Source organism: Vibrio sp. KMM 9700, from assembly GCF_058545285.1.
In genome coordinates this window covers 1,109,597-1,131,811 of record NZ_CM178589.1, presented here as the reverse complement: position 1 = coordinate 1,131,811, position 22,215 = coordinate 1,109,597, and the positions used below count along the sequence as shown (strand labels likewise).

Here is a 22,215-nt window from a genome sequence, read left to right as displayed (position 1 = left end):
AGTGCTTGCTGTATTTACTGAAAGTTCTGCATGATTAACTCTTGCAGCTCTCGTTTTTCTTCGACTGATAAGCCAAAGTTTCTTTCTTTTGTTTGTAAATTTTCAATTTGTAATTCGATACAAGCCAAAATGACTTTATCTAATGTATCGAGAAAGACATCTTGCTCATTCTCTGCATCAATTGGGATATCCCAATTCATCAGACGCATCAGCAAGTGTTGATTTGGGTGCTCACGCCAATGTTCCATGAGCTGACCTGCATTAATATTGGGGTTTTGATAGCAAATTTCAAGCAGCTCAATAAATAAACTTAATCCAGGTAACGCTATATGTGATACCGCTGACAAGTCAGGTACAAGCGCGCTGTAACTCGGCTTTTGCAGTAATAATGCGATTAATACACGCATTGGTGTACGCTTAATATGCTGCTGATTTTTCTTAGCTTGTGGCTTGTTATCGGCTTTAATGAGTTTTTCAACTTGCGCAATATCTAAGATCCCAAGACGTCTGCCTAATTCTTCTTTAAGGTACAGACTTAAGGTTTCACCTGGGATTTTGCTAATAATTGGCGCGGCCAGTGTAGCAAGTTTAGCACGTCCTTCTTGACTTGCATTATCCACTTGTTGCATCAAGGTGCTAAATACAAACTCAGATAAGCCCATAGCTTGCTGCATCATAGCTTCAAGCGCATCTTTACCATTGGCGCGAACATAAGTGTCTGGGTCTTCGCCATCAGGCAAAAACATAAACTTAAGCTGACGCCCATCGGTTAAATAAGGCAGGGCATTTTCCAGTGCGCGCCATGCGGCTTCGCGGCCGGCTCTATCGCCATCATAGCAACAAACCACAGTACCGGTTTGACGAAACAGCATTTGCATATGTTCGCCAGTGGTCGAAGTGCCAAGAGAGGCCACAGCATAATCAATGCCGTATTGAGCGAGTGCCACCACATCCATATAGCCTTCCACAACAAGCACTTGTGGCACATCGCGGTAACTTTGCAAGACTTCATAAAAGCCGTATAACTCACGCCCTTTATGGAACACTGGTGTTTCAGGGGAGTTGAGATATTTTGGCTTTTCATCGCCTAATACTCGTCCACCAAAACCTATCACGCGACCGCGACGATCCCGAATCGGGAACATTACACGGGCACGAAATCTATCGTAAACTCGACCATTGTCATTTTTAACTAACATGCCAGCTTCAAGCAGCATTTCATGCACGCTTGGATTTTTAGCAAAGTTTTGCCCAACTAAGTTCCACTCATCGGGCACATAACCTATACCAAATTTATGGATCACTTCAGCAGACAAACCACGCTTAGCGAGGTATTGAACGGCTTGTTTATTTTGTGATGACTTAAGTAGTTTACGATAGAATTCGCTAATTTGAGCGAGAAGCTCATAAATATCACGCTTTTTTTCAAAACTGACGCGAGGTTGATTAGATTGCTGATTTGGGCTGCTTGCTTCACGCGGCACTTCAAGACTGAGTTTAGATGCGAGCTCTTCGACAGCTTCAACAAACTCAAGTCGTTCATATTCCATTAAAAAGCTTAGCGCATTGCCACTGACGCCACAGCCAAAACAGTGATAAAACTGCTTTTCTTGGCTCACGCTAAAGGAAGGTGATTTTTCATTGTGGAAAGGGCAGCATGCCGCATAATTTTTGCCTTGTTTCTTGAGTTTGACACGTGAGTCAATCACATCAACAATATCTGTTCTGGCAAGTAAATCATCAATAAAGCGACGTGGAATAAGACCAGCCATTGAGTTTGCCTCCAAATAATAGAAAAGAAATGGACAAAAATATAAATAGGCTATAAATACAAACAAGCCGCGCACTCAATAAAGAATACACGGCTTGCTATAAATTATAAACAGCTTGGGTAATAAGTGATTAAGCGAGCTTAGCTCGAACTAGTTTACTTACGTTACCCATATCTGTACGACCTTGAAGCTGAGGTTTTAGAACCCCCATGAGCTTACCCATGTCCTGCATACTTGCAGCGCCAGAAGATTCGATGCCCGCTTCAATAATAGCGATCACTTCTTCTTCAGTTAAAGGTTGAGGCAAAAATTCCTCAAGCACTTTAATTTCAGCACTTTCTGCATCGGCAAGATCTTGACGGCTTGCAGCTTCAAATTGAGCGACAGAATCACGACGTTGTTTAACCATTTTTGTCAGCACAGCAATGATGTCGTCGTCGCTAAGCGTAATTTGCTCATCGACTTCGCGTTGCTTGATTGCAGACAAAGCTAAACGTATAGTGCCAAGGCGCGGTTTGTCCTTGGCTTTCATCGCAAGCTTTTGCTCTTCTTTGAGTTGTTCAATCAGAGCCATAACTTATTATCCTTATTGAATGATAAGTTATTAGTACAGACGTACGCGACGTGCGTTTTCACGAGCAAGCTTTTTAGCGTGACGCTTTTGTGCTGCTGCTTTAGCGCGTTTGCGAACTGTCGTTGGTTTTTCATAGTGCTCACGGCGACGTACTTCAGAAAGAACGCCTGCTTTTTCGCAAGAGCGTTTGAAACGACGTAGTGCTACGTCAAACGGTTCGTTATCACGGACTTTAACTACTGGCATATGCCTTTCACCTCAGGGGTTGTTTCGTTAACGCTGACATACACCAACAACCTTCATTGGTGTGGGATTGGTCAGCTTGATCTAAATTGGTGCGCAATTTTAATCCGATCTGATACCAATTGTAAAGCATTTATTTAAACGTTAAGATGTGCGCGATTGATTTTTTTAGCCTGTGAGACAAAATATGCGCCTATTAGGGATTGAAACCTCTTGTGATGAAACTGGTATCGCAATTTATGATGATAATGCCGGACTGCTTTCACATCAACTATATAGCCAAGTAAAACTGCATGCCGATTATGGCGGTGTGGTGCCTGAACTCGCCTCGCGCGATCATGTCAAAAAGACCTTGCCTTTGATTCAAGCGGCTTTAGATGAAGCAAATTTAACCGCGCAAGATATTGATGGCGTTGCTTATACTGCAGGGCCTGGTTTAGTTGGCGCATTGTTAGTTGGCGCAACCATTGGTCGCAGTCTTGCATATGCTTGGGATGTTCCAGCGATTGCCGTGCACCATATGGAAGGGCACTTGCTTGCGCCTATGCTTGAAGATAATCCACCAGAATTTCCATTTGTCGCGCTGCTTGTTTCAGGCGGACATACCATGATGGTGGAAGTAAAAGCCATCGGTGACTATCGCATTTTAGGTGAATCGATTGATGACGCCGCAGGTGAAGCTTTTGATAAAACTGCAAAATTAATGGGACTGGATTATCCAGGTGGCCCACTTTTAGCTAAACTTGCGCAAGATGGCACGCCGGGTCGTTTTCGCTTTCCGCGTCCAATGACAGACAGACCAGGGCTTGATTTTAGTTTCTCTGGTTTAAAAACCTTTGCTGCGAATACGATTCGTGACAATAACGCCTTAGAAGATACGCCAGAGGCTGCGCAAACTCGCGCAGATATTGCTTACGCTTTCCAAGAAGCTGTGTGCGATACGTTAGTGATTAAATGCAAACGCGCTTTGATTGAAACCGGCTTAAATCGCATTGTCATTGCGGGTGGTGTGAGCGCGAATAAAAACCTGCAAAAGTCGCTTGGTGAACTGGCGAAGAAAATGGGCGGCGCTGTGTATTATCCGCGTACTGAGTTTTGTACCGATAACGGCGCAATGATTGCCTATGCTGGAATGCAACGTTTGAAAAATGGTGAAGGTCAGGACTTGAGTCTTGATGCAAAACCACGTTGGCCGATTGATCAACTCGAACCAATTAAAGCAAGCTAATTCAGTTAGCCTTTAATCTTCTTTAAGGTTAGAGGCTGCTTCTTTATCTTGTTTTGGTTTTTTAGCACCGACTTGAGGCTCATTACCATCGATGAGCCTTTTTATATTCTCTTTATGCCTGAAAATAATCAAACAGGATAGCATTGCCACTGGAATCGTATATTGAGGTTTGATCATCCAAGTATAAAAGGGTGCGAGCAAAGCGGTAATAATTGCTGCTAGAGATGAATAGCGTGAGACAAAAAAGCTCACCACCCAAGTTAAGATGATCAGCAGTGACAAATCATAGCCAATCGGCGCCATGGTTCCAATTGCGGTTGCCACACCTTTACCACCTTGAAAGTGGAAAAAGATTGGATAAATGTGTCCAAGGCAAGCTGCGATCCCGATAAAGCCAAGCATTAAAGGTGGGATCCCCATAAAATACCCCGCCCACACTGGCAACATGCCTTTTAAAATATCAAAAACCAACACACCAATTGCAGCGCCGCGCCCACCAATTCTTAGTACATTCGTCGCGCCCGGATTTTTAGAACCTTGCTCTCTTGGATCAGGAAGGCGAACTAAGCGGCAAATAAGAACGGCACTCGAAATCGACCCAAGTAAATAGGCGATAATTATCATGCTAAGTGCCAATACGGACATAAATTTCCTTGTTCGAGCGCTGGGGGGTATTACTTGGTTATCTTACGTGCTTTTCTTGGTTTTGGGTATCGGATCAGTTTGATCTGATGAAATTTTATCTCTTAAACTGCCTTGAGGTTGTCTTTTTGGCTTAATTTGTGATCTTGTTTTGTGATTCGTTTAACTTATGATTGAATAAGGCTTTCATTTATAGCAGTCAAAAGGTAGTCGCATGGCGTACGATATTGTGTTTATTCAAGGTTTGGAAGTAATTACAACAATAGGTGTTTATGATTGGGAAAAAGGGATCAAGCAAAAGCTTATCTTAAATCTTGAAATGGCACATGATAACCGCCCAGCAGGCTTGAGTGATGATGTCAATGATGCGCTAGATTATGCAAAAGTCAGCCAAGCTGTTTTAACTCATATTGAAACGGGTCGTTTTGAACTTGTTGAACGTGTCGCAGAAGAAGTCGCTGCGCTTATTATGCAAGAGTTTAATGTGCCTTGGATAAAAGTGCATTTGATTAAACCTGGCGCTGTTGTGCAAGCACAAGGTGTTGGGGTTATCATCGAGCGAGGCAAGCGATGACCCCAGTGTTTGTCGGTGTTGGGAGCAACCAGTACCCCAAGCGACATATGCGCATCGCCTTTAAAGAGGTGTCGATGCTCGGAGATAATTGCCGAGCGTCGAGCGTATATACGAGTGCCCCGGTTTGCTCAGATCCAAGTTTTGATGCTGCGCGAACCAAGCTGTATCCAGATCTTAAGTTTTATAATATGGTGCTTAGCCTTGAAACTGAGCTCGAATTAGACGTTTTTTATCAAGCTTTAAAGAAAATTGAACGTAAATGGGGGCGCTCGAGTAAAGCGAAAGGCGATCTTTTACATACTCTTGATCTTGATTTGCTTATTTTTGGTCAGCTCTCGCAAGCAGGAAAACCAGAGCTCCCAAGCCAAGATATTCAAGACTATGCCTTTGTTTTAAAACCTTTAGCTGAACTTGCACCACACTTTTACCTTTCTGAATCTGATTGTGATTTGGCGCAATTATATAACCAAAGAAAACCTCAGCTATTAGGTGAGCCATTGTCAAAAGTTGAGTTAAAGCTCACAAATTAATAGTATCTTAAAAAAGATGTGTATAATGCAGCCTTCATATTTTATCTTTTTTGTATATTTCTAAGGCAACAAAATGAGTTATTTTGAAGCGATTTGCTTAGCTTTAATTCAAGGCTTAACTGAGTTTTTACCTGTCTCAAGCTCGGCGCACCTTATTCTTCCCTCTGCCGTGTTAGGTTGGCCTGATCAAGGGTTAGCATTTGATGTCTCAGTGCATGTTGGCACTTTATTAGCAGTGATGATCTATTTTCGCACTGAAGTGGTCACACTCCTTCAAGCGTTTTTCGGTTCGATTTTCAAAGGTGATCGTTCAAAAGAAGCGAAACTTGCGTGGATGCTAATCATTGCAACAATTCCAGCCGCAGCGTTTGGTTATTTGATGAATGACTTCATCGAAACTTATTCACGCAGCGCTGCAATTATTGCGACCACAACCATTATTTTTGGTTTGCTTTTAGGCTATGCAGATAAAACCGCAACAGAAAAAGCGGATGAATATCAAGTCGGTTGGAAGCATGCGGTGATGCTAGGTTTTGCCCAAGCGATGGCGATGATCCCAGGAACTTCGCGCTCTGGTGCAACCATTACCGCAGCGCTAATGCTAGGCTTTACCCGTGAAGCAGCGGCAAGATTTTCATTTTTAATGTCGATTCCAATCATTATGCTAGCGGGCGGCTATAAAGGTCTGCAACTTGTTTTAAGTGATGATCCAGTGAACTTTGGCTTCTTGTCAGTAGGCATCTTAGTTTCATTTGTGAGTGCCTATATCTGCATTCACTATTTCTTGAAGATTATTTCGCGCATGGGCATGATGCCGTTTGTGATTTATCGTCTGTTGTTAGGTGCGGGGTTAACGGCATTTTTGCTCTTCGGCTAAATCCTCTTCATATTTGAAACTACAGCTGCGTTAACTGCGCAAATTCGCCCTAGTCACATATTCTTATATGCTCCTAGGGTCTCATTGCTTGTTGCCTTGCTGTAATTCCAACTATTTTGAGGATTTATGTGCTCTTATTTGCAAGAACCTTCTGAATATTTAAAGCTACAGCGGCGTTAACTGCGCAAATTCGCCCTAGTCACATATTCTTATATGCTCCTAGGGCCTCATTGATTGTTGCCTTGCTGTAATTCCAACTATTTTGAGGATTTTATGTGCTTGATTTACTGGAATCCTCGTCATATTTGAAACTACAGCGGCGTTAACTGCGCTACTGAGCCCTAGTCACATATTCTTATTTTTATATGTTTCTAGGGCTTAATTATTTGTTTTAATTAGAACTATTTTGTCGCCTCGGTACGCTCTTGATTTTCTTTTTTGATTTTATCAATCGCTTCAATTCTTTGTTTCTCTAACTCTTCTCGAATCTCTTTACCTTGAAAGCCTTGGGCGATAATCGCTTGCACATCAATTTGTTTTGCCGCTTGATAATATTCTTGCATGAGTTCTCGTTGTGAGTAGTCATGATTTTCAAATCCAGTGCGCCCACGCACATCCGCGACGCCAGCTTGCAGCACCAGCTCAAAGCGTTCTGGCTTGCGCCATACATCTATTTTATTCAAGATTTTTAAGACGGTTTTCGCTTTTAAAATCGCAGCATTATGGATCTCGATATGATGCTCACTGACAGCTAAAGCAAGCTCAAGGTAGGCTTTGGGTACTTTTAAGCGATTACAAAGCTGTTTAATTGGCTTTAAGCCGCGCATGCCGTGCATTTTATGGCTCGGGAGTTCTTCTTTCGGCGTGAGTGCTTTACCAAGATCATGCGTTTGCGCGGCAAATTGGAGTAAAGTGGTTTGCTCTGAGTTTAACTTTTCTCGCATCGCTAATTGTTTGGCTTGCGCTGCAACCAACAAAGTATGAATACCTGTATCGACTTCTGGGTGCCACTTCTTAGTTTGTGGGATCCCAAATAAGGCATCAATCTCAGGCAAAATTACCGCCAGTGCGCCAACCTCACGTAAGACTTCTAAAAAGCGCTCTGGGTTTGGGGTACTCATAGATTTGTGCCACTCTTGCCACACTCGCTCAGCGGTTAAATGCGCTAATTCCCCTTGTTTGGTCATGTCGCGCATTAAGGCTTGGGTTTCAGGCGCAACTTGAAAACCTAAGTGAGCGAGCTTTGCGGCAAAACGCGCAACACGTAACACGCGCACAGGATCTTCGGCAAATGCATCGGAGACATGGCGCAGAACTTTATTTTGAATATCAGCTTGACCATTATAAGGATCGATTAAGTTGCCTTGATCATCTTGTGCAATCGCATTGATGGTTAAATCACGGCGCGCAAGATCTTCTTCAAGCGTGACATCTGGCGCATAGAAGCATTCAAAGCCAGTATAACCTTGGCCAGATTTACGCTCAGTACGGGCAAGGGCATGCTCTTGTTTGGTTTTAGGGTGCAAAAAAACGGGGAAGTCTTGCCCGACACTGATAAACCCGTTTGCGTGCATTTCTTCTGGGCTCGATCCTACGACCACCCAATCTTGATCATAACATTCAATATTAAGCAGTTTATCTCTGACTGCGCCACCGACTAGATAGATTTGCATGCACCCTCAACTTATTTTCTTGATTCAATAGACATCATTCTAACTTGATACATAGGAATTTCATCAAAATAAGATTATCATTAGGGATATTTTTTATTCACCTTACCCCATACTGAGAGTTGACATGTACAAGGATTTTTTTGGTTTACGCGAATTACCTTTCTCTATCGTTCCCAATTCTAGATTTATCTTTTTAAGTGGACGTCACCGCGAGGCCATGAATCATTTACAGTTGGGGCTTGGCAGTGGCGGTGGATTTGCCTTACTCACAGGTGAAGTCGGGACGGGTAAGACGACTGTTTCAAAAGCTTTATTAAGCCACCTTGATGCCAATACACAAGCGGGCTTATTACTTAATCCGACCTATACCAGTAATGAGCTTTTAGAAGCTATTTGTGATGAATTTTCAGTTGCTTACCCAGAAGATGCAAGTCTTAAACAACTCACCCAAGCGATTTCCGCTTTTTTGCTCGATAATCACGCCAAAGGGATCCAAACCTTAGTCTTAATTGATGAAGCCCAACATTTGTCTGCGGATGTGCTAGAGCAGTTGCGCCTTCTAACCAACCTTGAAACCGACTCACAAAAGCTGTTAAGGGTGCTATTGGTTGGTCAGCCAGAGCTGCAACAAAAGCTGCAAACGCCAGAACTGCGTCAATTAGCACAGCGGATTACAGGTCGTTATCATTTATTGCCTTTGTCAGCAGAAGAAGTAGGGCAGTATATTGAGTTTCGTATGCAAATTGCTGGTGGGGTAGAGCAAGTCTTTTCAACTAAGGCATTGAAACATATCACCCAAGCGACCCAAGGGGTGCCGCGTTTAATTAACTTGGTGTGCGATAAATGTTTGCAATACGCTTATTACTCAAATAGCAAAGAAGTGGATTTAACGACCGCGCAAAAGGCGTGTAAAGATGTAATGAGCTTTCAAAGCCCTGTGGCGAATAACCCACAAGTGACGGATGAAGCGCCAAAACGAAATCTTTCACCTTATCTGCTCTCCCTTGGTATCGGGGCTTTAGTTGCCGCGGCTGCGTATTTGTATCTTCCAGACTTATTAGCCAAAAATCATGATGCCGATGTCGCCCAGACGCAAGCGATGGAAAAGCTAACAGAACAAGCGTCAGAACTTGCGGCGCTCGAAGAGTCGGTTGACGTTGCGCAAGAAACTGAGTCTGTTGTGACGAGTCCAGAGACGACTGATATCTCTGAGCCTGATGATTTAGTACCTTTGCTTCCAGCTAGCAACGCCAGTGCTGATTCTAGTCTCGCACAAGAAATGCAAGATCACTTAAAGCAGAGCTACCAAAGGGCTGATAGTTTACAGCTTTTATTTAACCTTTGGGGTTATCAAGTTGAAAAGAGCCAAGCAAGTTGCCAAAACGCACAACGTGCAGATCTCTTTTGTTTTGAAGAGCGCGGCACCTTGAGTGACTTAAGATTACTCAATCGCCCAGCCATTCTAAACTTTTATCAAGAACAGCGCGCAAGCTTTGCCGTGTTATATCAATTGGATGAAGCGACACAAAGTGCTCAGCTATTGGTTGCAGGCAAACGTATTCAAGTGCCACTGGATTGGCTGACGGAAAACTGGAGTGGCGAGTTTTTAATTTTCTGGAAAAATGATGTCTCCAAGCGCACCTTAAAGCAGGGGGATAATGGCCAAGATGTGGTGCGATTGGACCAAAAATTATCACAAGTACTCGGTGAATCGCAAGCGAATACACATAGCTTTAACGCCGCGATTAAACGTAAAGTTGAAGCTTTTCAAATGTGGCAAGGGATCAAAGTGGATGGCATTGCCGGCACACAGACCTTGATGCTGCTCGATTCATATTCTAACCAAGCCGCGCCATCTTTAGATAACCCTCAAGGTGAATTCTAATGTCACAGGTTTTATCTGCGTTAAAACGCTCTGAGCAAGCGCACCAAGCGCAAAAAAATGCTTTTCAGCAAGCACAGACCTCAAAGCCGGCGCCCAAGGCTGCAAATAAACTCATCTTAGCTGCGTGCTTAATTGTGCCCATCAGTGCAGCGCTTGGGGCCGCAATTTGGCAGGCTCAAGCCTCTCGCCTAGCTGTATCAACGGATGCACATCACTCGCAACCAAAGGCTGTCGAATCAAAGCAAGCTTCAATTGAGCTTAATCCTGTATCCTCGAGCTCCCAACTAGAGCAATTAAAAACATTGCCAAAGACAAGCGATGACGCGCAACTTCTTGCAGCCAATGAGTCATTGATTTATTTGAAATATCCAGACTTTGGGCATTTAGATACTCTGCCTGCTCCGGTTGCGCCTAAGCCGGTTGAAAAAACTCAAAATGTTGCCAATAAAGCTCAGTCAGCAGAGCCTGTGATTCAGGAAGAAGATGTCGATTTTTCTGATATTTCACCAGCATTGGCTGCGCAATTAAAAGCTGCGCTACAAGGTGGTGTCGATCCAAGTGCGAGCAATTCAGTGCAAACAGCTTCAGATAGCAACGCAATTGCCTTGGATAAAAATACCAATCAGTTTAGAGGGCGTTTGCCAGCAATGAACTTTGCAGCGCATGTCTATGTGTCGGATCCAGCTAAGCGTTGGGTAAAGGTGAATGGACGAGAAGTAAAACTGGGCGAATGGCTGGTGCCAAATGAAGTCAAGCTTGAAAAAATGACCCCAAGAGATTTAGTCGCAAGCTTTCGTGGGCAATATATTTTAATTCCTGCTTTATATGAGTGGCAGGGGTAATTGGATTTTAATCTTCGTATCTAACAAAAGGAAATTTTAACATGATGCAGGTACTTATCGGCGCTCAAATGTTATTTGTTGCATTTGGCGCGCTTGTACTCGTCCCGCTTTTAACCGGGCTTGACCCAAGTGTTGCACTCTTTGGTGCAGGCTTTGGTACCTTACTTTTTCAAATGATCACTAAACGCAGTGTGCCTATCTTTCTTGCTTCATCTTTTGCATTCGTTGCGCCAATGATCTACGGCATTCAAGCTTGGGGCGTTGCTGCGACCATGGGCGGGTTAATTTTTGCAGGTCTTGTGTATGTGATCATGGGTGGGATTATTAAGCTGCGTGGCGTTGGTTTTATTCACCGTTTATTGCCGCCAGTGGTTGTAGGGCCTGTGATTATGGTGATTGGCTTAGGTTTAGCGCCAAGTGCGGTGCATATGGCAACGGGGCAAACAGGAGATGGCAGCACACAATTGATTATGCGTGATACGGCACTCTGGATCTCAGGAGTCTCCCTTAGCGTGACGATTATCTTAAGCGTTTTTGCTCGCGGTATTTTAAAGCTAATGCCAATTCTCGGCGGGATCGTCGCAGGCTACAGCGTAAGCTACTTTTTTGGCGTGGTTGATTTTACTCCTATTCATCAAGCAAGCTGGTTATCTGTGCCGAACTTTACTTTCCCTGAATTTAAGCTCGAAGCGATTTTATTTATGTTGCCGGTAGCGATAGCACCTGCTGTGGAGCATGTTGGCGATATGCTAGCGATTTCAAATGTGACGGGCAAAGATTACCTTAAAAAGCCGGGACTACATCGCACTATGGCAGGTGATGGGGTTGCGACTATGGCTGCTGCGATGCTCGGCGCGCCACCAAATACAACTTACTCAGAAGTGACTGGCGCAGTGGTGCTAACCAAAGCCTTTAACCCTGCAATTATGACTTGGGCTGCCTTTACCGCTATTTTATTAGCTTTTGTTGGTAAGCTTGGCGCTGTATTGCAAACGATTCCTGGGCCGGTAATGGGCGGTATCATGATCTTGCTCTTTGGCTCGATTGCGGCTGTCGGCTTAAATACTTTAATCAAAAACCAAGTTGATTTACATAAAGCGCGTAATTTAGTGATCGTAGCTGTGACTTTAGTCTTTGGGATTGGTGGTATGGCCTTTGGTATGGGAGATTTCAGTCTGCAAGGTGTGAGCCTTTGTGGCGTAGTGGCGATTCTCCTAAACTTAGTTTTACCTAAAGATCTTGGTGAAACACATATCGTCGATAACGCTCAGATTGAGCCAGAAGCTGTCGAAGATAACCCATTTGTGGATGAATATGCGGATACTGACATGGATAAAAATATTCGACTTAATGATAACCACAAATAAAAAGATACTTTTTAACTATTTAGCTAAATTTTAACTTTTCTAACAAGTTGAAAACATTCTATACTAGAGCTGCAATTGCGCATTGATGAATTTTTTAATCATTGATAGGGCATTGCAGCTTTTTTGTTGTATCTAGTTGAATGTTATCTCAATTTGAGAACTTCCATTTGTTTGGCATTCATAGATATAAAGTTAGGATGAATTAAAGGAATGTCTTATGCGCCTTGGAAACTCAAGAAAAAGTGATAACGTAGAGGATCGCCGTGGCGACAGCCCGATGCAAGCAAGCAGTGGTAACCCAGCGATATTGATGTTGTTGGTGCGCTTTTTACCTATGTTATTACGCACTAAATTTGGCAAAGTGATTGCTTTGGGCGCTGCAGCCTTTTTTGCATATCAACAATTTACAGGCGGCTCGCTTACAACTAACTTGACTCCAAACTCAAGCCAAGTCACGAATCAAACGGGCTTAAAAGATGATAACCCAAATGCGGAGTTCGCATCTAAAGTGCTGGCAACGACTGAAGATATTTGGGATAAGGTCTTCCAGGGGCAATATCAAGCTCCAAAAATGGTCCTCTATTCAAACATGACGCATACAGGCTGTGGCCAAGGTAGCGCGCAAACAGGGCCTTTTTATTGTCCAGTCGATAAGACGATTTATATTGATTTAAGCTTTATGCAAGAGCTAAATAAATTGGGCGCACCGGGTGATTTTGCTTTTGCTTATGTGATTGCACATGAAGTGGGTCATCACTTACAAACTTTGCTTGGCACAAGCCAGAAGGTCACAACTGCGCAGCGTCAGTCGAGTAAAATCGAAGCCAATGCACTGAGTGTGAAACTTGAGCTGCAAGCGGACTGTTATGCTGGTGTTTGGGGTTATTATGCGAAATCTGAGCTCAATGTGTTAGAGCCAGGCGATATGGAAGAAGCTTTACAAGCGGCAGGTTCAATTGGGGATGACACCTTAATGAAAAATGCCGGCCAAGTGGTTCGCCCTGAAGCCTTTACCCATGGAACATCGGCTGAGCGTGTGAAGTGGTTTAATGCCGGCTTTACCAGTGGCGATGTGAACGTGTGCAATACGTTTAGCGCTTAAGTTAATCTCTCCTCATCACTGATTCAGTGATATGGAGGTATAAAAAAGCCCTAGTCTGATGCCATACAAGATTTACTGTATTGGCTGAGGCTAGGGCTTTTTAGTGGGCAAGGGATAGTCACGAATGAGCTATCAACTTCTCGAAAGAATTATGCCCAACCGTTGTTTTTCTTACGACGCGGGATCATATGTGGCAGAATGAGACCAAAGATAAGACCTAGACCTGCAACACCACCGCCATACATAAACCAACGCATAAGAAGATCATCTTCTTGAGTGTTAATCTTAGCGCTTAGTTCGCGAATTTGAGTTTGCGCAGCAATCAGCTCATCATTTGCATCTTGGTAGCTTGCTTCAAGTTTTTTGATTTGCTCGTTGCGTTGCTTGAGCGATGTCGCTAGACCTTCTTGCTCTGCATTGGCTTTATCTTCAGCATTAGCAAGTAAGCCTTTCACGCGTGCGAGTTCAGCTTCAAGCTCAGGTAAGCGTGCCGCATTGCTAACATTTGATGAAACAAACTTGCTTTCAACCCAACCTGTGCGGCCACGTGGGTCGACAATTTGAGTGTATTTGCCACTGCGCGTTTTAAGTTGAACTTTATCACCAGCATTGACACTACCAATGATACGATGTTGATCGCTTGCGCCTGAACGCATATAGGTAAATAGCTTGTCTGAGATGTAATAATCTTGCGCATAAGTTAATGGTGCGAACGTGAGTGCAAGTAAGATGAAGCAAAAGAGCTTTTTCACAATATGTCCTTTTTTGAGGCCGAAAATCTATAACAACAAATAGTAAGAATTTTAAACCCTTTGTGCAACAAAAGAGGGAGCATTTGCCCCCCCTTTTTTGGATTTAAATTCAAAGCTAACCTAAATTTGACATATAGATCACTAGATGTTCACTTTTTAAGTTTAATCTTTCAGTGTTTTCATGGTCATATCAAATTCAAATCACTTTGTTATCTCAGCGCGCCTTTACATGAATACAGCTTCAAGACCGTAGAAGAATACGATAGCAAGGCCCGCACCTGCAGGCAGCGTGACAATCCAAGATGCAACAATGTTACGTACAACGCCAAGGTTAAGCGCGGCAATACCACGAGCAAAACCTACACCTAAAACTGCGCCAACAAGCGTTTGCGTTGTTGAGATTGGAAGGCCTGTACCAGAAGCTAATACCACTGTCGAAGCTGTTGCAAGCTGCGCTGCAAAGCCGCGGCTAGGTGTTAGTTCGGTAATACCTGTACCAACAGTTGCCATTACTTTGTGACCCATAGTCGCCAGACCCACAACGATACCAAAACCGCCAAGAGGCAGAATCCACCAAGCAATTTCGCTTTTCTCTGCGATCTCACCCATGTGTGCAACGGTTGAGGCTACGGCAGACAGTGGACCGATAGCATTGGCTACATCGTTTGAGCCGTGCGCAAATGCCATCGCACAAGCAGTGATAACCATTAGCGTACTAAAAATGCTTTCAACGCCGGCAAAACCATGCTCTTCACTTTGGTCGGCAAATTTCTTCTGGATATAAATATAACCACCAACCATGATCACGGCAGAAAACGCAATTGAGGTGCCCCATGCTTGCATCGTTGTAAGATCAAGACCAACGTGGGTTAAACCTTTTTTGATTGTCACAAGACTGATAATCAAAGTGGTTAAGAACATATATACAGGCACGAAACGTTTTGCATTGAAAAGTGGTTTTTCAGTATCAAATATCAGTCGCTGGGCGCTGATAAATATCATATAAGCAAAAATACCGGAAATAAGTGGCGTGATAATCCAACTGCCCACAATGCCTTGAACTGAATGCCAATCGACAGCTTCAGAGCCAACCGATACGCATGCAAAACCGATAATCGCACCGATAATCGAGTGGGTAGTTGACACCGGCCAACCCATATATGAAGCAAGTAATAGCCATGTGCCCGCTGCAAGCAGGGCTGACATCATCCCAAAGACTAAGACTTCAGGTTGATCGGCATATAAAGATGTTTCAATTACACCTTTACGAATCGTATCTGTGACTTCGCCGCCAGCAAGGTATGCGCCAGCAAATTCAAAGATCATCGCAATAATAATTGCTTGTTTAACTGTTAGCGCTTTTGAGCCGACAGAAGTACCCATTGCATTGGCAACATCATTTGCACCAATACCAATAGCCATCAGGAAACCAAATAAAGCGGCCACTAAGACAATAGTTGAGCCATAATTAGCTAGGATATCCATTGTTACACCTAATTGTTAAAGATGTACCTAAATAAGTTTTATTCAGGCATCAATAATTACCCATAAGTAAAGGCTTATAGGTAACCGAGAGTAGTGATAATTAAGAACGCGAGAGCATGACCTCAAGACGCGCACCAACACGCTGTGCTTGATCTGCAATTGCACCGACCCATTCAATGATTTTGTATAAGAACATCACATCGATAGGATTAAACTTTGATTCCATAGCAAGTAGTTGCTGACGCAGACTAATCTGCATGGTATCCGTATCATCCTCGATCTCATCTAATTGATGGATCATCTCGGCAACTAGTGTGACTTCGCGGCCTTTAAAGCCAGTCTCTAATAGCTCATCTAGCTCACCGATAACTTTTTCGGCTTGCTTAGCGGCGTCAAGACAACGCGAAACATAAGCAATAAACTCAGCATTCATTGCTTCAGGGATTTGGAGATGGCGACCAATAACTCGGCCTGCAATATCTTTGGTTAGGTTTGCAAGTTTGTCTTGTTGGGTCAATAGCTCTAACATGTCGCTACGATCAACAGGCATAAATAAACCACGAGGTAGCTTCAAACGAATTTCACGTTTCAGGCTATCCGCTTCACGCTCAAGACCAGAGATAGTTTCTCGAATATCCTCTGCTTTATCCCAGTCATTTTCCGCGCAAGCGTGGAAGAACGGAATCAAATGTGAACAACATTCGTTGACGCAGACAACATGTTCTTGAAGTGGTTTAATCGGGGATTTCGCAAAAAGCCCCATAATAGTATTTACTGGCATGGTGATTTCAACCTAAGTAAAGTAAATCAAATAAACGAAGTAAATTGTCATCTAAGTGAATTAATTTGTTCACACTAAATTCACCTAAATATGTTAAACGCTCATCAAAGTGGCGCATATTACCTTAAATACTAGCTCAAGCATACACCTAGAGGCGATTTTTTACCCGATCAATGCTGTAAACTATTGTTTAATGTTATGAAATAATCCTTTCTTGGCTTGCTGTAAAATATATTTGGCAATATTCTTGGTAGTATTGAATTTTCCGCAGACATTGTGATTGCCAGATCAAGGCTGTGGGAGCTAATTATTTTTATATAGGTCGTATGATGGAAACAGAAATCGAGCTTAAATTTTTTGTTTCAAGTGACTTTTCCAAGACGCTGAAATCAAAAATATTAGAAACAAAAGTCCTGCAGCACAGTTGCCGTCAGTTAGGGAATACTTACTTCGATACAGAAGACCATTGGCTGCGTGAGCATGATATAGGGATGCGTATCCGTCGTTATGATGATGTGTTTGTACAGACGGTTAAAACCGCCGGACGCGTCATCGCAGGTTTGCATCAAAGACCGGAATACAATGCAGAGCATACTAGTGATGAACCAGATTTGAGTCTGCATCCGCAAGATATTTGGCCACAGGGACGAGATTTAGACACACTGGCTAGTCAAATTAAACCTATTTTTTCCACCGACTTTCAGCGTGAGCAATGGTTGGTGAGCATGCCTGATGGGACTCAAATCGAAGTCGCATTTGATCAAGGGGAAGTGCGCGCAGGTGATTTAACTGACCCGATTTGCGAGGTTGAGCTTGAGCTAAAATCGGGTCAAACCGATACCTTATTTACCCTTGCGCGTCAGCTGAGTAATGAAGGTGGCATGCGCCTTGGAAATTTAAGCAAGGCTGCGCGTGGTTATCGCTTAGCCTTCGGGTATGAAGAAGAGCTCGCGCAAAGTTTTGATTCGATTCAAACCAAGCCTGAACATAGTGTTGAAGATTGCTTGATTATCTCGTTAGAAAAAGCGCTTTCACATTGGCACTATCATGAGCAGTTATATACAGATCAAGATTCAGACCAAGCACTTGAAGCGTTAAAACAAATCAATTATTCAGTTGGTTTTATTCGCCAGCTGTTGCAAACCTATCGCTCACTTATTCCAAAACGCGCAACCGCTATTTTGCGTCAGGAACTTTCATGGCTTGAGGATGAACTCGACTGGTTGACGAACTATGATTGTTACCAAGACTTAATTGAAAACAAAGGTCATGTACTGCGTAAGCTTGATGGCCAGAAGTTTTTAGTCGCGCAAATCTCTGAAAAAGTAGAGAATCTTCCATCACGTGAGCAAATGCTTACTATGTTTCATGGTGCCCGTTATACGGGGCTTTTACTTGACTTGAGTCGTTGGATTTTATCTCGCGGGTGGCAGCCGTTTTTAGATGAAAAAGGTCGTCAAAAAATGTCGGGTGAGCTGAAAGCATTTGCCTCAAAGCGTTTAGCTAGTGCTTGGGCCAAACTCATTGAGGTGTTTCCACCAGAGCGCGTGATGAGCAGGCAAGATTACCTAGAGCAGCGTGAAGTGCTCAGCCATAACCTATATACAGGGTTAGCTTTTTCTTCACTCTTTGATAATGACTCAAGAATGAAGTTTCGCTTGCCTTGGGTAGATCTGTTGCAAGGGGTGGATGATTTATTTACCTTGGTTATCTTGGAGGAGATCTTACCGCAACTCAATGAAGATGAGCAGTTGCAACTTGAGCGTTGGCTGCAACGACAAGAAATGTCACTCTTGCATGCGATGGAGCAAACACGCGCGGTGTGCATCGAGCAAGAGCCATATTGGGAGCATTAATCGCACTCTGATTTTCAAGTCCGAGCTTGATTTGCTCCCAAAACTTGATGGGTTATAAGCTCGATGGATTATTTGTGTTTTAACTCATTCACTTGATGTTCGAGATCTTTTACTTTGGTCAAGAGTTGCTGTTGCTCAGTTAACAGTTGCTCTTGGCTTGCTTGCATCTTTTTTATCTCAGCAAGGAGAAGTTTGTCTCTTTGCTCATCTTCTTCGATATCTGCTTTGATATCTTGTTGTGCTTGTTCGATTTTCTGTACGCTTTTATTTTCTTTCTCAGGGGTTGCAAGCATCGAAGCAACCAGACCTGAAATCATACCGAAAATCCCGACCCCAGCGAGAATCATCACGCCTGCAATTAAACGCCCGACAAAAGTCACCGGATAATAATCGCCGTAACCAACGGTTGAAATGGTGACAAAGGCCCACCAAAGCGCATCGGCTGCATCGGTAATATTGGCATCTGGATTTTTGCCTTCAACCACCAAGACTAGGCTTGAACCTATGGTCATCAAGAGCACCATTAAGGTTAAGATGGTCGCAATTGTCGCTTCTTTGCGATTGGTCAGGTATTGGGACAAAAAATAATGACTAGCTCGGATCACCATTAATAAGCGTAAGACTTGGAAAATACGTGCAAAACGTAGCGCTTCAATCATAGGTATGCTGGCGAGAATATCGATCCAATGTACTTTTAAAAATTCTTTTTTATTTGCACTGCGGAAAAAGTCGATACATATCTGAAGTAAAAATAGGCAGCAAATCAAGGTGTCTAGGCCGCGAAAAACATGTTTAGTTTCGGGCTCGGCTTTTGAGAAAAGTAAAAAAGAGACAATAGATAATGAAATAAAGGATAAGCATAAAGACATTAAACTCATAGGCTTAAAGTCACTATTGGTCGCTTTTAACTGCATAAACGGCTCGGTATTTGGTATGAGTGAAAAAACATCAGTATAACACTTTATTTTGGACTAAAAATCAGCAAGTTTATTTTATCTTTGAGACTGAAACAGGTATCTTGAGTATAAGCAAGAATTCTATAGGGATATTCAATACATGGACGCATCCGCAAAGCAAATCTCACAGCTTGGTGAACTCGCTTATCAAACGCTAATTGAAGAGCATCAGGCTACAATCTCAACTTGGCCACAAACACTCCAAGAACAGCTTCCTATCGCTGTTGGTTTTAGCCCCTTTATTGCACAATCTTTACAAAGTGCACCAGAACTGCTTCAAGACTTGCCTCGTTTAATCGAAGCGACAAAAGATTATCAAAAGGATCTTAAATCACTCCTTAGCGATGACGACCCGTTTGCACCTTTAAATGAAGATAAAGTGATGCAACTTTTACGTAGCTATCGACGTCAAGAAATGCTCACTATTGCATGGCGCGACTTGTTTGAAATCTGGCCTTTAGAACAGAGTCTGGCACATTTATCTTTACTCGCCGAGCGTTTGATTATGGCGGCTTATCACTGGCATTACGCCGATTGCTGCAAGCTTTGGGGGACGCCACATTGCTTTGATGGCAAGCCACAACCTATGCTGATTTTAGGTATGGGTAAACTTGGTGGTGGAGAGCTCAACTTTTCCTCGGATATCGACCTTATTTTTACTTATCCAGAAAATGGTGAAACTCAAGGAGCGCGTCGCAGTATAGATAATTCTCAGTTTTTCACTCGCCTTGGACAAAGACTGATTAAAGCCCTTGATCAAGTGACTCAAGATGGCTTTTGTTATCGCGTTGATATGCGTTTGCGTCCTTTTGGCGAGAGCGGGCCTTTAGCCATGAGTTACAGCGCCTTAGAAGATTATTATCAAGAACAAGGCCGAGATTGGGAGCGCTATGCAATGATCAAAGCGCGGGTCATGGGTGATAGCAGTTCGCGTGAATATTACCAACTGCAAAAGATGCTGATGCCATTTGTGTTTCGCCGTTATATTGACTTTAGTGCGATTGATTCACTCAGACGAATGAAATCAATGATCCGCAGTGAAGTTAGACGCCGCGGCCTTGTGAATAATATTAAACTTGGCGCTGGCGGGATCCGCGAAATCGAATTTATCGTACAAGTTTTTCAGCTGATCCGCGGTGGGCGTGAGCCTAGCTTGCGTGGGCGCAGTTTACTTGCGACCTTATTTGAGATCCAAGCGCTTGATTTGTTATCCAAAAAAGAAACAGATGAGTTACGTCAAGCCTATTTATTTTTACGCCGTTTAGAGAATCTACTCCAAGCGATTGACGATCAACAAACTCAAACCTTACCCGATGATCCTGAAAACCAAGCTCGCTTATATTTTGCGATGGGCTTTGAGTCTTGGGATCAGCTTTTAAGTCAGACGCAGCAGCATATGCAAGCAGTCAGTGAGGTGTTTGAGGGCGTGATCGGCGAAGATCCGGAAAGTGAATGTCCGCAACAAGCCTGCTTTACTGAGTTGTGGGAGCAAGCGTCAGATAAAACTGCCTTGATCACCATTTTGGAGCAAGAAGATCTTCTCGCCAATGCGCAAGGAGAGCAAGCTGAGGTGATTGATGCACAAGCAAGTGCGATTCATGGTTTTAAATATGATTTAAGCAAAAAGACAATCGGGCCTCGTGGGCGTGAAGTTTTGATCCGTCTTATGCCGAAAGTATTTCAAGCCGTGTTTGCGCGCAAAGATGCCCAATTTGGGTTGAGCCGAGTCTTATCTTTACTCCAGCATATTGTCACCCGAACTGCTTATTTAGAGCTTTTAGAAACCAACCAAGGCGCGCTGATCCAGCTAGTACGTTTGTGCAGTGAAAGCCCAATGATCTCCGAGCAATTATCTCGTTATCCGATTTTGCTTGATGAGCTGCTTGATCCACAGCAGTTATATCAACCGATTCCGCTCGATCAATACAAGATCCAATTGCGCGAGTTTTTAGCTCGTATTCCAGAAGAGGATATGGAGCAGCAAATGGAAGCCTTGCGTCAGTTTAAGCAAATCAGCATCTTAAAAATTGCCGCGGCTGATGTCGCTGATGCCATGCCTGTGATGCAAATTAGCGATCACTTAACCTACTTGGCACAAGCCATTGTTGAGCAAGTCATTGAACAGGCTTGGTTTCAAGTGCGAGCTAAGTTTGGTGTGCCACGTTATTTACAAAATAAACAAGATAAAGGTCTTGGAGTGTTAGCTTACGGGAAAATGGGTGGCTTTGAGCTTGGGTATCAATCCGATCTTGATTTAGTGTTTTTACATCAAGCACCTGCGGGGGATACCACTGATGGCGAGAAAGAAATAGATAGTTTTCAGTTTTATCTACGTTTAGTGCAGCGAATCGTGCATATTTTCTCGGTGCGTATGCCGTCTGGGATTTTATATGAAGTGGATATGCGTTTGCGCCCAAGTGGTGAGTCAGGTTTACTCGCTTGTTCTTTGCAAACATTTTTAGAATACCAAGAGACAGAAGCGTGGACTTGGGAGCATCAATCTTTAGTCCGTGCGCGTATGATCTATGGATCGTCAGATTACATTCATGAATATCAAGATGTTAGAAAGCAGGTTCTGACGAAAGTACGTGATCCGCAAACGCTAAAACAAGATATTGCAGGAATGCGCGAAAAAATGCGCAATCATTTGGATAAATCGACAGCGGAGCGCTTTTACTTAAAACAAGGTAAGGGCGGGATCACGGATATAGAATTCTTGGTTCAATACTGGGTGCTTTCTTTAGGTAAAGATTATCCGAGCTTGCTCGAATGGTCTGACAATGTGCGGATCATTCAAGAAATGGCGAAACAAGGTTTGGTCAAGCAAGAAGTGGCAGAGCAGTTGATCCATGCTTATACCCAGATGCGTGATGAAGTTCATCGACGTAACTTGCTAAATCTTACCGCGCATGTAGATAACCAAATGTTTGTGGTGGAAAGGGAGCAGGTGATAAGTGTTTGGCAAAGCTATTTTGCTTAAGACTTGGTCTAACCATTTTGGGGTTATATACAGCTGTGGTATGATCCGCGCAAAGAATATAGACCTTATATACATTTAATTTCTGCGGAGATCTCT

At 43.3% G+C, this 22,215-nt stretch carries 18 protein-coding genes and 1 pseudogene; 10 read left to right on the top strand and 9 right to left on the bottom strand.

The window, feature by feature from the left end; genetic code table 11:
• Window positions 1–14 precede the first annotated feature (14 nt).
• From dnaG to rpsU, 3 genes are all read right to left on the bottom strand, one after another.
• A complete protein-coding gene (gene dnaG / locus AC2VOY_RS04985) occupies window positions 15–1,772 on the bottom strand; it encodes a DNA primase (RefSeq protein WP_491832703.1) in 1,758 nt (585 codons plus the stop codon).
• A 130-nt stretch (window positions 1,773–1,902) separates the two neighbouring features.
• On the bottom strand, window positions 1,903–2,346 hold the full coding sequence (locus AC2VOY_RS04980; protein WP_491832701.1) for a GatB/YqeY domain-containing protein: 444 nt from the start codon (window positions 2,344–2,346) through the stop codon (window positions 1,903–1,905).
• Window positions 2,347–2,376: 30 nt separating this feature from the next.
• A complete protein-coding gene (rpsU, locus tag AC2VOY_RS04975; protein WP_017024921.1) occupies window positions 2,377–2,592 on the bottom strand; it encodes a 30S ribosomal protein S21 in 216 nt (71 codons plus the stop codon).
• A 184-nt stretch (window positions 2,593–2,776) separates the two neighbouring features.
• On the opposite strand from rpsU, the gene tsaD reads away from it, so the two are divergent.
• Window positions 2,777–3,817, top strand: a complete 1,041-nt coding sequence (tsaD, locus tag AC2VOY_RS04970; protein ID WP_491832698.1) for a tRNA (adenosine(37)-N6)-threonylcarbamoyltransferase complex transferase subunit TsaD — start codon at window positions 2,777–2,779, stop codon at window positions 3,815–3,817.
• A 12-nt stretch (window positions 3,818–3,829) separates the two neighbouring features.
• On the opposite strand, the gene plsY is transcribed toward tsaD, so the two are convergent.
• Entirely contained in the window at window positions 3,830–4,462 is a 633-nt protein-coding gene (gene plsY, locus AC2VOY_RS04965) for a glycerol-3-phosphate 1-O-acyltransferase PlsY (protein ID WP_491832696.1), read from the bottom strand.
• 211 nt (window positions 4,463–4,673) lie between these two features.
• Between plsY and folB the strand changes: the two genes are divergently transcribed.
• From folB to AC2VOY_RS04950, 3 genes are all read left to right on the top strand, one after another.
• Complete coding sequence (gene folB, locus AC2VOY_RS04960) at window positions 4,674–5,033, top strand: dihydroneopterin aldolase (protein ID WP_491832694.1); 360 nt, start codon at window positions 4,674–4,676, stop codon at window positions 5,031–5,033.
• Window positions 5,030–5,563 carry a 2-amino-4-hydroxy-6-hydroxymethyldihydropteridine diphosphokinase gene (gene folK, locus AC2VOY_RS04955; RefSeq protein WP_491832692.1) on the top strand — a complete coding sequence of 178 codons (534 nt, stop codon included), beginning with the start codon at window positions 5,030–5,032 and terminating at the stop codon, window positions 5,561–5,563. The genes folB and folK overlap by 4 nt, the downstream gene beginning before the upstream one ends.
• A 73-nt stretch (window positions 5,564–5,636) precedes the next feature.
• Entirely contained in the window at window positions 5,637–6,440 is an 804-nt protein-coding gene (locus AC2VOY_RS04950) for an undecaprenyl-diphosphate phosphatase (RefSeq protein WP_491832690.1), read from the top strand.
• Window positions 6,441–6,841: 401 nt separating this feature from the next.
• On the opposite strand, the gene AC2VOY_RS04945 is transcribed toward AC2VOY_RS04950, so the two are convergent.
• On the bottom strand, window positions 6,842–8,113 hold the full coding sequence (locus AC2VOY_RS04945) for a multifunctional CCA addition/repair protein (RefSeq protein ID WP_491832688.1): 1,272 nt from the start codon (window positions 8,111–8,113) through the stop codon (window positions 6,842–6,844).
• A gap of 124 nt (window positions 8,114–8,237) precedes the next feature.
• On the opposite strand from AC2VOY_RS04945, the gene AC2VOY_RS04940 reads away from it, so the two are divergent.
• The 4 genes and pseudogenes from AC2VOY_RS04940 to ypfJ all read left to right on the top strand — a co-directional run bounded on the left by AC2VOY_RS04940 (window position 8,238) and on the right by ypfJ (window position 13,309).
• Window positions 8,238–9,998 (top strand): AAA family ATPase, encoded by a 1,761-nt coding sequence (locus AC2VOY_RS04940; RefSeq protein WP_491832686.1) that lies wholly within the window; start codon window positions 8,238–8,240, stop codon window positions 9,996–9,998.
• Window positions 9,998–10,840: a general secretion pathway protein GspB gene (locus AC2VOY_RS04935; protein WP_491832684.1), complete on the top strand. Its 843-nt coding sequence runs from the start codon at window positions 9,998–10,000 to the stop codon at window positions 10,838–10,840. The genes AC2VOY_RS04940 and AC2VOY_RS04935 overlap by 1 nt, the downstream gene beginning before the upstream one ends.
• A 41-nt stretch (window positions 10,841–10,881) precedes the next feature.
• Window positions 10,882–12,117 (top strand): annotated as a pseudogene (locus tag AC2VOY_RS04930) (uracil-xanthine permease family protein); the annotation flags it as partial.
• A 307-nt stretch (window positions 12,118–12,424) separates the two neighbouring features.
• Window positions 12,425–13,309: a KPN_02809 family neutral zinc metallopeptidase gene (ypfJ, locus tag AC2VOY_RS04925; protein ID WP_491832682.1), complete on the top strand. Its 885-nt coding sequence runs from the start codon at window positions 12,425–12,427 to the stop codon at window positions 13,307–13,309.
• Window positions 13,310–13,458: 149 nt separating this feature from the next.
• On the opposite strand, the gene AC2VOY_RS04920 is transcribed toward ypfJ, so the two are convergent.
• The 3 genes from AC2VOY_RS04920 to AC2VOY_RS04910 all read right to left on the bottom strand — a co-directional run bounded on the left by AC2VOY_RS04920 (window position 13,459) and on the right by AC2VOY_RS04910 (window position 16,327).
• Complete coding sequence (locus tag AC2VOY_RS04920; protein WP_491832680.1) at window positions 13,459–14,061, bottom strand: TIGR04211 family SH3 domain-containing protein; 603 nt, start codon at window positions 14,059–14,061, stop codon at window positions 13,459–13,461.
• 225 nt (window positions 14,062–14,286) lie between these two features.
• Window positions 14,287–15,546 (bottom strand): inorganic phosphate transporter, encoded by a 1,260-nt coding sequence (locus AC2VOY_RS04915; RefSeq protein ID WP_491832678.1) that lies wholly within the window; start codon window positions 15,544–15,546, stop codon window positions 14,287–14,289.
• A 100-nt stretch (window positions 15,547–15,646) separates the two neighbouring features.
• Window positions 15,647–16,327, bottom strand: a complete 681-nt coding sequence (locus AC2VOY_RS04910) for a TIGR00153 family protein (protein WP_491832676.1) — start codon at window positions 16,325–16,327, stop codon at window positions 15,647–15,649.
• A 329-nt stretch (window positions 16,328–16,656) separates the two neighbouring features.
• On the opposite strand from AC2VOY_RS04910, the gene AC2VOY_RS04905 reads away from it, so the two are divergent.
• On the top strand, window positions 16,657–18,183 hold the full coding sequence (locus AC2VOY_RS04905; protein WP_491832674.1) for a CYTH and CHAD domain-containing protein: 1,527 nt from the start codon (window positions 16,657–16,659) through the stop codon (window positions 18,181–18,183).
• A 68-nt stretch (window positions 18,184–18,251) separates the two neighbouring features.
• On the opposite strand, the gene AC2VOY_RS04900 is transcribed toward AC2VOY_RS04905, so the two are convergent.
• Window positions 18,252–19,097 carry a potassium channel family protein gene (locus AC2VOY_RS04900; protein ID WP_491832672.1) on the bottom strand — a complete coding sequence of 282 codons (846 nt, stop codon included), beginning with the start codon at window positions 19,095–19,097 and terminating at the stop codon, window positions 18,252–18,254.
• 142 nt (window positions 19,098–19,239) lie between these two features.
• Between AC2VOY_RS04900 and glnE the strand changes: the two genes are divergently transcribed.
• The gene (glnE, locus tag AC2VOY_RS04895; RefSeq protein ID WP_491832670.1) at window positions 19,240–22,119 is read left to right on the top strand and encodes a bifunctional [glutamate--ammonia ligase]-adenylyl-L-tyrosine phosphorylase/[glutamate--ammonia-ligase] adenylyltransferase; all 2,880 of its coding nucleotides are present in this window, start codon (window positions 19,240–19,242) and stop codon (window positions 22,117–22,119) included.
• The last annotated feature ends 96 nt before the right edge of the window (window positions 22,120–22,215 follow it).

What these genes read in the sequence shown, in the direction of transcription:
- AC2VOY_RS04910 (WP_491832676.1), bottom strand. Translation starts at nt 16,327, where the DNA reads ATGCCAGTAAATACTATTATGGGGCTTTTTGCGAAATCCCCGATTAAA.
- AC2VOY_RS04900 (WP_491832672.1), bottom strand. Translation starts at nt 19,097, where the DNA reads ATGCAGTTAAAAGCGACCAATAGTGACTTTAAGCCTATGAGTTTAATG.
- folK (WP_491832692.1), top strand. Translation starts at nt 5,030, where the DNA reads ATGACCCCAGTGTTTGTCGGTGTTGGGAGCAACCAGTACCCCAAGCGA.
- folB (WP_491832694.1), top strand. Translation starts at nt 4,674, where the DNA reads ATGGCGTACGATATTGTGTTTATTCAAGGTTTGGAAGTAATTACAACA.
- AC2VOY_RS04940 (WP_491832686.1), top strand. Translation starts at nt 8,238, where the DNA reads ATGTACAAGGATTTTTTTGGTTTACGCGAATTACCTTTCTCTATCGTT.
- AC2VOY_RS04980 (WP_491832701.1), bottom strand. Translation starts at nt 2,346, where the DNA reads ATGGCTCTGATTGAACAACTCAAAGAAGAGCAAAAGCTTGCGATGAAA.
- ypfJ (WP_491832682.1), top strand. Translation starts at nt 12,425, where the DNA reads ATGCGCCTTGGAAACTCAAGAAAAAGTGATAACGTAGAGGATCGCCGT.
- tsaD (WP_491832698.1), top strand. Translation starts at nt 2,777, where the DNA reads ATGCGCCTATTAGGGATTGAAACCTCTTGTGATGAAACTGGTATCGCA.
- AC2VOY_RS04945 (WP_491832688.1), bottom strand. Translation starts at nt 8,113, where the DNA reads ATGCAAATCTATCTAGTCGGTGGCGCAGTCAGAGATAAACTGCTTAAT.
- AC2VOY_RS04935 (WP_491832684.1), top strand. Translation starts at nt 9,998, where the DNA reads ATGTCACAGGTTTTATCTGCGTTAAAACGCTCTGAGCAAGCGCACCAA.
- AC2VOY_RS04950 (WP_491832690.1), top strand. Translation starts at nt 5,637, where the DNA reads ATGAGTTATTTTGAAGCGATTTGCTTAGCTTTAATTCAAGGCTTAACT.
- AC2VOY_RS04915 (WP_491832678.1), bottom strand. Translation starts at nt 15,546, where the DNA reads ATGGATATCCTAGCTAATTATGGCTCAACTATTGTCTTAGTGGCCGCT.
- rpsU (WP_017024921.1), bottom strand. Translation starts at nt 2,592, where the DNA reads ATGCCAGTAGTTAAAGTCCGTGATAACGAACCGTTTGACGTAGCACTA.
- plsY (WP_491832696.1), bottom strand. Translation starts at nt 4,462, where the DNA reads ATGTCCGTATTGGCACTTAGCATGATAATTATCGCCTATTTACTTGGG.
- dnaG (WP_491832703.1), bottom strand. Translation starts at nt 1,772, where the DNA reads ATGGCTGGTCTTATTCCACGTCGCTTTATTGATGATTTACTTGCCAGA.
- glnE (WP_491832670.1), top strand. Translation starts at nt 19,240, where the DNA reads ATGGACGCATCCGCAAAGCAAATCTCACAGCTTGGTGAACTCGCTTAT.
- AC2VOY_RS04905 (WP_491832674.1), top strand. Translation starts at nt 16,657, where the DNA reads ATGGAAACAGAAATCGAGCTTAAATTTTTTGTTTCAAGTGACTTTTCC.